The sequence below is a fragment of the Halomonas sp. BC1 genome, assembly GCF_002078135.1.
Taxonomy (GTDB): Bacteria; Pseudomonadota; Gammaproteobacteria; order Pseudomonadales; family Halomonadaceae; genus Vreelandella; species Vreelandella stevensii.
In genome coordinates, this window is sequence record NZ_LFGS01000011.1 from 23432 (window position 1) to 34578 (window position 11147).

9 protein-coding genes are annotated in these 11147 nt (G+C 56.1%); all 9 read left to right on the top strand.

What is annotated here, in order from left to right; genetic code table 11:
- The first annotated feature begins 252 nt into the window (after positions 1 to 252).
- Complete coding sequence (locus B7L72_RS08910; RefSeq protein WP_081193861.1) at positions 253 to 1329, top strand: HlyD family secretion protein; 1077 nt, start codon at positions 253 to 255, stop codon at positions 1327 to 1329.
- A complete protein-coding gene (rbbA, locus tag B7L72_RS08915) occupies positions 1326 to 4097 on the top strand; it encodes a ribosome-associated ATPase/putative transporter RbbA (RefSeq protein ID WP_081193863.1) in 2772 nt (923 codons plus the stop codon). The genes B7L72_RS08910 and rbbA overlap by 4 nt, the downstream gene beginning before the upstream one ends.
- 1 nt (position 4098) lies before the next feature.
- Positions 4099 to 5223: an ABC transporter permease gene (locus tag B7L72_RS08920; RefSeq protein WP_081193865.1), complete on the top strand. Its 1125-nt coding sequence runs from the start codon at positions 4099 to 4101 to the stop codon at positions 5221 to 5223.
- A 44-nt stretch (positions 5224 to 5267) separates the two neighbouring features.
- Positions 5268 to 5585: a hypothetical protein gene (locus tag B7L72_RS08925; RefSeq protein ID WP_022521712.1), complete on the top strand. Its 318-nt coding sequence runs from the start codon at positions 5268 to 5270 to the stop codon at positions 5583 to 5585.
- 4 nt (positions 5586 to 5589) lie between these two features.
- Positions 5590 to 6336: an acetoacetyl-CoA reductase gene (gene phbB, locus B7L72_RS08930; protein ID WP_022521710.1), complete on the top strand. Its 747-nt coding sequence runs from the start codon at positions 5590 to 5592 to the stop codon at positions 6334 to 6336.
- Positions 6337 to 6408: 72 nt separating this feature from the next.
- On the top strand, positions 6409 to 8619 hold the full coding sequence (locus B7L72_RS08935; RefSeq protein WP_081193867.1) for a DUF3141 domain-containing protein: 2211 nt from the start codon (positions 6409 to 6411) through the stop codon (positions 8617 to 8619).
- Between the two features lie 65 nt (positions 8620 to 8684).
- A complete protein-coding gene (locus tag B7L72_RS08940; RefSeq protein ID WP_022521708.1) occupies positions 8685 to 9206 on the top strand; it encodes a universal stress protein in 522 nt (173 codons plus the stop codon).
- The gene (locus tag B7L72_RS08945; protein ID WP_022521707.1) at positions 9199 to 9846 is read left to right on the top strand and encodes a TetR/AcrR family transcriptional regulator; all 648 of its coding nucleotides are present in this window, start codon (positions 9199 to 9201) and stop codon (positions 9844 to 9846) included. Before B7L72_RS08940 ends, B7L72_RS08945 begins: the two co-directional genes overlap by 8 nt.
- Before the next feature lie 43 nt (positions 9847 to 9889).
- Positions 9890 to 11107 carry a sodium/glutamate symporter gene (gltS, locus tag B7L72_RS08950; protein ID WP_081193869.1) on the top strand — a complete coding sequence of 406 codons (1218 nt, stop codon included), beginning with the start codon at positions 9890 to 9892 and terminating at the stop codon, positions 11105 to 11107.
- Positions 11108 to 11147: the final 40 nt, after the last annotated feature.

An 11147-nucleotide genomic window follows, 5' to 3' on the forward strand; every position in this document is an offset into this window, starting at 1 on the left:
GTTTTTAATTGATCAAGGTCAAAACCTTGTCTATGAATAATTAGATAATAGTAACGACAAATTTAACTTTTTAATCCAAGCGTACGCCACAAAAGTTTTCTCAGCGCTAGCTCTTCACATCTATCGGGAGAGTAGCGGTGAGCGCTCCGTCTGAAATCAAGTCAATCTTGCTTTGACAGCCAAAACCTCGACACGGTGACTGAGTCAGTCACGTTAACCCATTAATCGACTGCCAAATAAGAGTACAACACCATGAAGTCAAGCAGTAAAAGCAAGTGGATCAAAAGCTTGGCGGCTATTTCCATTATCGGCATTGTGGCTTGGTTGGTCTGGCGGGAACTGCAGCCAGATGGCCCAGACTGGGGTATCACTAGCGGCAACGGGCGCACTGAAGCCACTGAGATCGATATTGCCACCCGCGTCGCTGGCCGCCTCGCCGAGGTATTGGTTGAGGAGGGAGAGTTCGTTGAGGTCGGCCAAGTGGTCGCCCGCATGGATACCGCCACCCTGGAGGCCGACCTGGCCCAGGCCAGAGCACAGACTCGCCGAGCCGAGAACGCCCTAGAGACAGCCCGAGCCATGGTTGCCATGCGCCAGAGCGAGCTGGAAACCGCACGCGCTGTAGTCAACCAGCGACAAGCTGAACTAAATGCCTCTCGAAAGCGCTACGAGCGTTCGGCTGAATTGGTGGAGCGAAACGCCATCTCTCGTCAGCAATTCGACGACACCCTAGCCGACTACCAAAGCCAGCAAGCCGCCCTGGCTTCGGCCAATTCCCAGGTGTTCTCAGCCCAAGCCGCTATCCGCGCTTCCGAATCCCAGGTAATCGAAGCCGAATCAGAGGTGGAAGCCACCCAGGCCTCGATCCAGCGCATCGAGGCCGACCTGGAGGACAGCGAGCTGAAAACTGACCGCTTGGCCCGAGTACAGTACCGGGTGACCGAACCAGGCGAGGTGTTGGGTGCCGGGGGCAAGGTACTCAACCTAGTCGACCTCACCAAAGTCTATATGACGTTCTTCTTACCCACCAGCGAGGCAGGCCGGGTTGCCATCGGCGACGAGGTTCGCCTAGTGCTAGATGCTGCCCCGGACTATGTGATTCCTGCACGGGTCAGCTTCGTAGCCAGCATTGCACAGTTCACCCCCAAAACCGTAGAAACGGAGAGCGAACGGGAAAAATTGATGTTCCGAATTCGCGCTCAGATAGATCCAGCACTGCTTCTCGAACATATTGAGCAGGTCAAGACAGGACTGCCCGGCATGGCCTATCTAAAAATCGAGAAAGAAGCGACCTGGCCCGACCATCTCCAGGTCAATGTTTCACCATGATCCAAGATACACACTCTGTCGCCCACGTCAGCGCGCTAACATTGCGCTTCGGCAGCATCACAGCACTTGACGCACTGGATCTGGAACTGCCAGCTGGCTGCATGATCGGGTTGATCGGCCCAGATGGTGTCGGAAAATCCAGCCTGCTGGCGTTACTCGCTGGCGCTCGCAAAGTGCAAGAGGGCGAGGTTACCGTACTAGGCGGTGACATGCGTGACAAGCGGCACCGGAGCCGCGTAGGGCCACGTATTGCCTACATGCCCCAAGGGCTAGGTAAAAACCTCTATCCCACCCTCTCCGTTGAGGAGAATCTGCAGTTCTTCGCCCGGCTGTTCGGCCACGGGGCCAGTGAGCGTCGCCGACGTATCGACGACCTGACTCGCAGCACCGGGCTACACTCGTTCTTGACGCGCCCTGCTGGAAAACTCTCAGGCGGCATGAAGCAGAAGCTCGGGTTGTGTTGTGCGCTGATTCATGACCCCGACCTGCTGATTCTTGACGAACCCACCACCGGCGTCGACCCGCTGGCCCGCGCCCAGTTCTGGGACTTGATCACCCGCATCCGCGTCGATCGGCCACAGATGAGCGTGATAGTTGCCACCGCCTACATGGACGAAGCCCAGCGTTTTGACTGGCTGGTAGTGATGGATGCAGGACGCATACTCGCCACCGGCACCGCCAAGGAGCTGCTTGAACGTACCGCCAGCGACTCACTGGATGGCGCCTATATTGAGCTGCTACCGGAAGAGAAGAAACGCGGCTATCAACCTGTGCATATCCCTCCGCTGGAAGTCGATACCGAGACCGACATCGCCATCGAAGCCAAGGGCTTGACCATGCGTTTCGGCGATTTTGTGGCCGTCGACCATGTCAGCTTTCGTATCCGGCGCGGCGAAATCTTTGGTTTCCTCGGTTCCAACGGCTGCGGCAAGTCAACCACCATGAAAATGCTCACCGGTCTACTGCCTGCCAGCGAAGGCCGGGCTTGGCTGTTCGGTCAGGAGGTCGATCCACGGGATATCGATACCCGCCGACGAGTGGGCTACATGTCCCAAGCATTCTCATTGTATGGCGAACTCACCGTGCGCCAGAACTTGTTGCTGCACGCGCGTCTATTCCAGATTGCAAAGCACGACATCCCCGACCGGGTCACCGAGATGGTCAAGCGCTTCGAGCTCGATCATGTCCTCGACGACCTGCCGGAGAGTCTACCGCTGGGGGTGCGTCAGCGGCTATCGCTGGCAGTCGCGATGGTCCACAAGCCCGAACTATTGATACTCGACGAGCCTACCTCAGGTGTCGACCCGATCGCCCGTGACAACTTCTGGCGCCTCCTGGTCGAGCTGTCGCGACGGGATCGGGTGACTATCTTTATCTCTACTCACTTCATGAATGAGGCCGAGCGCTGCGACCGCATGTCGATGATGCACGCCGGCCGTGTACTCGACAGCGACACGCCAGCGGCGCTGGTCGAGAAGCGTGGCGCTGCAACACTGGAGGAAGCCTTTATAGGCTACCTGCTCGAGGCGGGCGCGGATCAGGAGAGCTCAGAACCGCAAAACACACCACAGGAAGTCGGCAGCGCCTCAGAATCACCCCCTATCGCCGAAGAGAGCCATCTTGACTCACCGCGCCACCAGCATTTCAGCCTGCAGCGCATGCTTAGCTATATGTGGCGCGAAACCCTGGAGTTACGCCGAGACCCGGTGCGTGCGGCCCTGGCACTGGTCGGCTCGCTTATCTTGATGTTTGTGATTGGTTTCGGTATCAGCATGGATGTCGAGGATCTCAGCTACGCCATCCTCGACCGTGACCAAACCTCGCTTAGCCACAATTACGCTCTGAATCTCTCTGGAGCCCCTCACTATTTTATCGAGCGCCCACCACTGACTGACTATGAAGAGCTTGATCGCCGCATGCGTAGCGGAGAACTGGCCCTGGCGATCGAGATTCCTCAGGGATTTGCACGAGACGTGATGCGCGGTCGCAACGTGGCGATCGGGGCCTGGATCGATGGCGCCATGCCCCTGCGCGCTGAAACAGTGCAGGGCTATGTCCAGGGCATGCATCAGCAGTGGCTACAGGAGCAGGCAAGGCAGTCTGGAATGGCGACCAGCGCGATGGCGGCCAGCATCGAGAACCGCTACCGCTACAACCCTGATATCCAGAGCCTTCCGGCCATGGTACCTGCCGTGATCCCACTGCTGTTACTGATGCTCCCGGCCATGCTTACTGCGCTCTCGGTAGTACGTGAAAAAGAGATGGGGTCGATCATCAACCTCTATGTCACCCCGGTCACCCGAGCCGAATTCCTAATCGGCAAGCAGATTCCCTACATTGGCTTGGCAATGATCAACTTTCTGTTGATGACAGGGCTTGCGGTCACGCTGTTCGGTGTGCCGATCACCGGCAGTTTCCCTACGCTGGCACTTTCGGCGCTAGTGTTCTCGATCATTGCTACGGGGATGGGTTTGTTGGCATCCACTATCACCAAAAGTCAGATCGCCGCCATGTTTTTCGCCATGATCGGCACCCTCATCCCCGCTACTCAGTTCTCAGGCCTGACCGACCCGGTCTCGTCACTAGACGGTGTCGGGCGATTCATCGGCAATATCTACCCGGCAAGCCATATGTTCACCATCAGCCGCGGCGTATTTAGCAAGGCACTCGACCTTCGCGACCTCATCGGTTCGTTCTTACCGATGCTGTTGTCGGTTCCCGTGATCATGGGGCTGGCGATCATCCTCCTCAAAAAGCAGGAGCGTTAAGATGCGCCAAATCGCCACTATTTTTCGCCTCGGCATCAAGGAGTTCTGGAGCCTGTTGCGCGACCCGACAATGCTGGTGCTTATCGTCTACGTGTTTAGTATCGCCGTTTATACCTCCGCCACGGCGATGCCCGAGACGCTGAACAACGCGCCTATTGCGATCGTCGACGAAGACGACTCACCGCTCTCCGCGCGTATTGTTTCAGCCTTCTATCCCCCACAGTTCGTCCATCCGAAAATCATCTCATTTCCAGAAATGGACGCGGGACTGGATGCCGGGCACTTCACCTTTGTGCTGGTTATTCCCGCCAACTTCCAGCGTGACGTACTGGCCGGACGCACGCCCGACCTCCAGCTCAATATCGACGCCACCCGCATGAGTCAGGCCTTCTCGGGCAATAACTATGTACAGCAGATCGTCATGGGCGAGATCAATGGCTTCGTCCAGCGGTATCGCGCTAGAGCCGTACCGCCTGTCGACCTGGCCCTGCGCGCACGCTTCAACCCTGGGTTGGAACAGTTCTGGTTTGGCTCGCTAATGTCAATCATCGATAACGTCACGATGCTCTCCATCATTCTCACTGGTGCGGCACTGATCCGCGAGCGTGAGCACGGCACCATCGAACACTTGCTGGTCATGCCAGTCACCCCAACGGAGATCATGCTGGCCAAGGTGTGGTCGATGGGGGCGGTCGTCTTGATCGCCGTGACACTCTCGCTAACCTTCGTCGTACGGGGCCTGCTGCAAGTACCGGTAGAAGGGTCGGTCGCCCTGTTTTTGGCAGGAGCCGCCCTGCACCTGTTCGCCACCACCTCGATGGGTATCTTCCTGGCCACCCTGGCACGCAGCATGCCGCAATTTGGCATGCTGATGATCTTATTTCTAATGCCGCTTCAAATGCTCTCGGGCAGTGCTACACCACGCGAAAGCATGCCCGAATTTGTCCAGAATGTAATGCTCATCGCCCCCACTACACACTTCGTCGAGCTGAGCCAGGCCATTCTATTCCGTGGGGCCGGCATTGATGTCGTCTGGGGTCAGTTTCTGATGCTGCTGATAATTGGCAGCGTGCTATTCACCATCTCATTGACTCGCTTTCGCAAGACCATCAGCCAGATGGCCTGAGGAAAGCAGCGCCCATTCGCGCAACAAACCAGAAGGAGCACACAATGAACCACAACATCAACCTACCTCTGGCGCTTTTTCAAGCCAATCAGGATCTTTGTTATCAAACGATGGAACTGACACAGAAAAGTCAGCAAGCGTGGCACATATTCGACACTCAACCCTACGCTAAGGGCACATACATACAGCAGTCCTTTGATAAACAGAGTGCTCTGCTAATGGGCCTGTATGAAGCTCTATTAAGTTGGCAGGTTCAAACGACAAAAGCCTTGCTTGACACTACCTGTGCTAACTCTCCAGCGCTCTACTGGCTATACACCTGCACACCAGACGCCCAAGACACAGCAAAAAAAGGAGAGTGAACGGATGACAGCTCAACACACAGCACTTGTAACTGGTGGCATGGGCGGCCTCGGTGAAGCTATCGCGCGGACACTACACGATGCGGGACATCACGTCCTGGTCACTCACTCGCCCAACAATGACCATGTCCAAACGTGGCTGCAGCAGCAGGCCAGTAAGGGCTACCACTTCTCCGCCTACGCCGTCGATGTGGCCAACTTTGACGATTGTCAGCGACTGGCAAGCAATATCGAGGCCGAAGGCACCGTTGTCGACATTCTGATCAATAACGCTGGCATCACCCGCGATGCCACCTTCCGCAAACTGACAAAGGTCGACTGGGATGCGGTGATGCGTACCAATCTGGACTCGATGTTCCATATGACCCAGCCATTTTGCGACGCAATGGTCGAGCGCGGCTGGGGGCGTATCGTCAATATCTCCTCGATCAACGGTTCCAAGGGCCAGTTCGGCCAGACCAACTACGCCGCTGCCAAGGCTGGCATTCATGGCTTCACCAAGTCGCTGGCCATGGAAGTGGCGAAGCGTGGCGTTACCGTCAACACCGTCTCTCCTGGCTACCTAGAGACCAGCATGGTGATGGCGGTACCCAAGGAGGTATTGGAGTCGAAGGTGATCTCCCAGATTCCGGTTGGGCGGCTCGGCAAACCGGACGAGATAGCCACATTGATCGCCTTCATCTGTAGCGAACAAGCTGGTTTCATGACCGGCAGTAATGTGGCGATGAACGGCGGGCAGCATATGTACTAAGCGGCCCGCGTAACGGGAGGGGGACATCGCCCCTCCCACTCGGCACTATTCTCTTACAAAGGAGAAGATCCCATGGTAAAAGCGCTTAATGAACCCACCCAGCGCCCTGCTGGGTGGCCACTACTGGACATGACTCAGGGGTATGCGGCTGCCGCACTGGATTACTCGACCGATGCTTGGCAACGTGCCGTACTCTATGCTGATGTGATGCGTCAGCGTGGTGACCAGTACCGGGAGCATCTGGAAGATGACGCCCCACATGTGCTCGACTTCGCCTATGACGTCGTCGTCTCAGGTCGCGATCTACCGCGCCCAGTGAACTATGGGCTGGCGCGAATTCAAGCACTGGAAGATGTTCCCGTAGAACCTCACAAGCGGCCCTTCGTGGTGGTCGATCCGCGTGCTGGCCATGGCCCTGGGATTGGCGGTTTCAAGGCTGAGAGTGAGGTCGGTGTCGCACTTTCTGCCGGGCATCCCTGCTATTTTATCGGCTTCGGCCCCGACCCCGAGCCGGGTCAAACCGTCGAAGACGTAATGTGCGCAGAAGTCGCCTTCCTTGAGAAGGTCACCGAGCTGCATCCACACAGCGAAGGCAAGCCTGCGGTGGTCGCCAACTGCCAGGCCGGGTGGCAGATACTGATGGCCGCGGCTCTGCGTCCCGAGCTGTTTGGCCCCATCATTGTCGCTGGCACCCCAGTATCGTACTGGGCCGGCGGGCCGGGTAAGAACCCCATGCGCTACGCGGGTGGTCTGCTCGGCGGCAGTTGGGCAACTGCGCTGGCCAGCGATCTGGGCAACGGTCGCTTCGACGGTGCCCACTTGGTGCAAAACTTTGAAAGTCTCAACCCCGCCAACACCCTGTGGGGCAAACAGTACAACCTGTACGCCAATATCGATACCGAGGCGCCGCGCTACCTGGGCTTTGAGAAATACTGGGGTGGCCACGTCTTCCTCAACGCCGTCGAAATGCAGTATATCGTTGACAACCTGTTTATCGGTAACCGTCTGTCGAGCGCCGAGCTGGTCACCTCGGATGGAATCCGCCTGGACTTACGCAATATCCGCTCACCGATCGTGGTGTTCTGTTCCAATGGCGACAATATCTCCCCTCCTCCGCAGGCACTTGGCTGGATCACCGACCTCTACCGCGATGATGATGAAGTGATCAGTCACGACCAGACCATTGTCTACGCAGTACACGACAACATCGGCCACCTGGGGATCTTTGTTTCCGGCAGCGTAGGCCGCAAGGAGCACCAAAAATTCGCCAGTAACATAGACTTAATCGACGTGCTGCCCGCCGGTATCTACCAAGCAGAGATTCAGGATAAGACCGAGGACATGCCACAAGCCGAGCTGGTCGAGGGCGACTTCGTATTGTCGTTCAAGGCTCGCCGTGTCGAAGACGTCCGCGCAATCGTTCAGCCAGACGAGGAAAACGACCGAAAATTTGCAGCTGTCAACCAGGTATCACGAATTAACCTGGGGCTTTATCGTCAGTTCGTTCAGCCCTGGGTACGCTCCCGTTCCACGCCTGCATTAGCCCACTGGCTGCAGAGCGTACATCCACTGCGTATCGCCTACGAACGCTGGTCGAGCCGGCACCCCTTGGCCTCGACGGTGGCCGAGCAGGCACGCCATATTCGTGAAGCGCGTCTCCCCGTCGCCAGTGACAATCCCTTTGTGCAATGGCAGCAAGCTTACTCCGATGCCCTGGTGTCGGCGCTGGATCATTGGCGCATACAGCGTGATAACACTTACGAGCGCACATTCAACCTGATCTACGGATCCCCCTGGATACAGGCCGTAGCTGGGCTAGCCGCCGATGACCAGCCCTCACGTCCGCATCCCGGTGTCTCACCGGAGCATCGTGCCTTCGTCGCGGAGGAGAGCAAACGCCTACGCGCAGAGATCGATCAGGGCGGCCTGCTGGAAGCCGCTATTCGTGCACTGCTCTTTGTCCGACGTTTTCAAGGTGAAGCCGATGAGCGACGGGCTAATCTCGCGGCCCAGATGCAACAGCCGGACTACCTGGCTACTTTCAACATGACCACCTTCCGCGCACTGTTTCGACGCCAAGCCAAGCTGATGCGCCTCGACCTCGATGCGACGATCGCTGCCATACCCGCATTATTGGCGGGTAGCCGCCCCCACGAGATACGGGATATGGCGAGACTTATCGAGCAGATGCTGACCGCTACCGAACCACTCCTGCCGGAAGAGCAAGCCAGCTTGGAGCAGATGCTGGCGTTATTCGCCGCAGCGGCCCACGAACAGGATTGAGAGTCGTAGCCGCAAGGTTTCACAACAACCCGATCCTCTAAGAAAGAAATTTTCAGGAATCAACTATGTACAAAAAATTGCTTGTACCCATCGACGGCAGCCGAACCTCCCTTTTGGCCTTGGCTCAGGCAAGTTCCCTGGCCAAGTTGACCGGCGCCAGCATCGAGCTACTTCATATCGTTAATGCACTGGAGTACTCCAATGGCTTCGAAAGCCCACGGGCCTATATCGAAAAAGTCAGGCCCTATTTTCTGAAAGTGGGCAATACTCTTCTCGACAGGTCACGCGGCCAGCTAGAGGCACAGGGGGTCATCGTCACTACAGTACTTCTAGAGGCCGATGGAAAGCGGGTATCGGAACTCATCGCTGACCATGCAACGACATCCTTGGCCGATCTCATTATTCTGGGCACCCATGGTCGGCGCGGAGTGCAACGCTTACTACTCGGCAGCGATGCCGAGCAAGTTGCACGTATCGCTCCCGTACCCGTTATGCTGGTCAGGGATACTCTCGGGCATGCAATTTCTCGCACTGGAGAACAAGAAGTGATAAAAAATAACGCCTTTCATACGCCCACTGATGAGTAACTTCGCTTTGTCTTATCCTGCTATTAACTCTATTCGCAAACATCGCCGTCTTCCTTCTGACGTTCGTATAGAACAAATACTCCGTGCGGCCCTGGTGGAATTTTCACAACATGGCTTCTCCTCTGCCCGTATGGAGGATATCGCCCAGCGAGCGGAGCTTTCGAAAGGTGGCCTTTATGCCCACTTTAAGAGTAAAGAGTCGATATTTGAAGCACTGCTGTTAAAGCGCCTGACACCAAGCTTCAACAATCAGCAATGGGTACTAACTGGCGGTGAGTCGCTGAATGAAGCGATAAAATCCTTTATTGACCATCTCTATGGCCAACTGAGTGACCCAGACGTCATTGCTACCTTAAAACTGCTGCTGACGGAAAGCCGACGTATTCCCCACCTTGTTGACTTTTGGCGCAGGGAGATTATCGACAAGTATCTCGCCGAGCAGCAGGCCATTTTGAAAGCAGCTGCCAATAATGGCCACCTCCGCCATAGTGCCTTCCTTGATGACGCTGCACTATTGATGGCTCCAGCGCTGTACGGTGCTGTCTGGCAAATGATTTTTGACGAAACCACCGCTACTGCCACCGTTGACTCTCTGCGACATGCTCACACGCGGATGCTGCATGAACTTTTAGCACCATGACCATCTGGCATTTTTTTCTAATCAACGACAATAAAGGCACCCTATGCCGCCATCGTTAGAGATCAACGCCTTTCTCAGTTTCACTCTGGCTATCCTATTGCTGTTCATCGGCAAAGGGCTCACCCAGCATTGGTCCTTACTACGCCGCTACAGCATTCCCGAACCGGTGGTCGGCGGTGCGTTATGCGCGGCCATCGTCTGTCTTCTATATTACGTTTTCGATATTAGTGTTTTCTTTGAGCTTAGTGCGCGTGACATGCTCTTGCTGTATTTCTTCGCCGCCATCGGCTTGAACTCCCAGATCAGTAGCTTGATCAAGGGTGGGCGCCCATTGATGATACTGCTGGCATTAGCCAGTGGTTTCATCGTGCTGCAGAACTTCACTGGCATGGCCATCGCTACCGGCTTTGGCATGGATGCCCGCGCGGGACTAATGGTTGGCTCAATCTCACTGACTGGCGGTGTTGGCACCACTATGGCCTGGACACCTCACTTCGTTGAGGAACTCGGCATCATCAATGCCGGTGAGCTTGGCTTGGCCGCCAATATGATTGGGTTGATAGCGGCCTGCCTGATTGGCGGTCCAATTGCCGGATTCCTTATACGCAGACATAACACCCGCCCTTCCGGCGACGCCGAGCTAGAAATCAGCACTCTACACAAAGATGAGCCATTACTGCGACTCGATTATCATGGCGTGCTGCTAGCCCTCTTCTGGCTCAATCTAACCCTAATGCTAGGACAAGGATTGACTGCACTTATCAGCATAAGTGGCCTGAAGCTACCAAACTTCGTGGGCTGCCTGCTGGCAGGCATCATGTTGCGCAGCTTATGCGATTTAATCACCCATGAAGGCAGAGGTCGATTGTGGAACTGGCCGAGTATGCAACCCGGCATCGCCCTGATCTCAGACATGAGCCTTGGACTGTTCCTGACCATGGCGCTAATGGGGCTGCAACTTTGGGAGCTACAAGGCGTTTTGGGCTTCATCGCTACCTCCCTGACCATACAGATATTGCTAACTATAACGTTCGTGATCTTTGTCGTGCACCGTGTCATGGGGAAAGACTACGAGGCATCCGTAATGTGCGCCGGTTTCGGCGGTATCGTACTCGGCTCCACCGCCACGGCTATCGCAAATATGACCGCAGTCACACGTCAGTACGGTGCGGCGCCGAATGCCTTCATCGTCGTTCCGCTAGTGTGTGGGTTCTTCATCGATCTAATCAATGCGCTAATCATCGGCACCATGGCCGGATGAAGAGAACCCCATACACTTAAAATTAACAAGGTGTCATTGT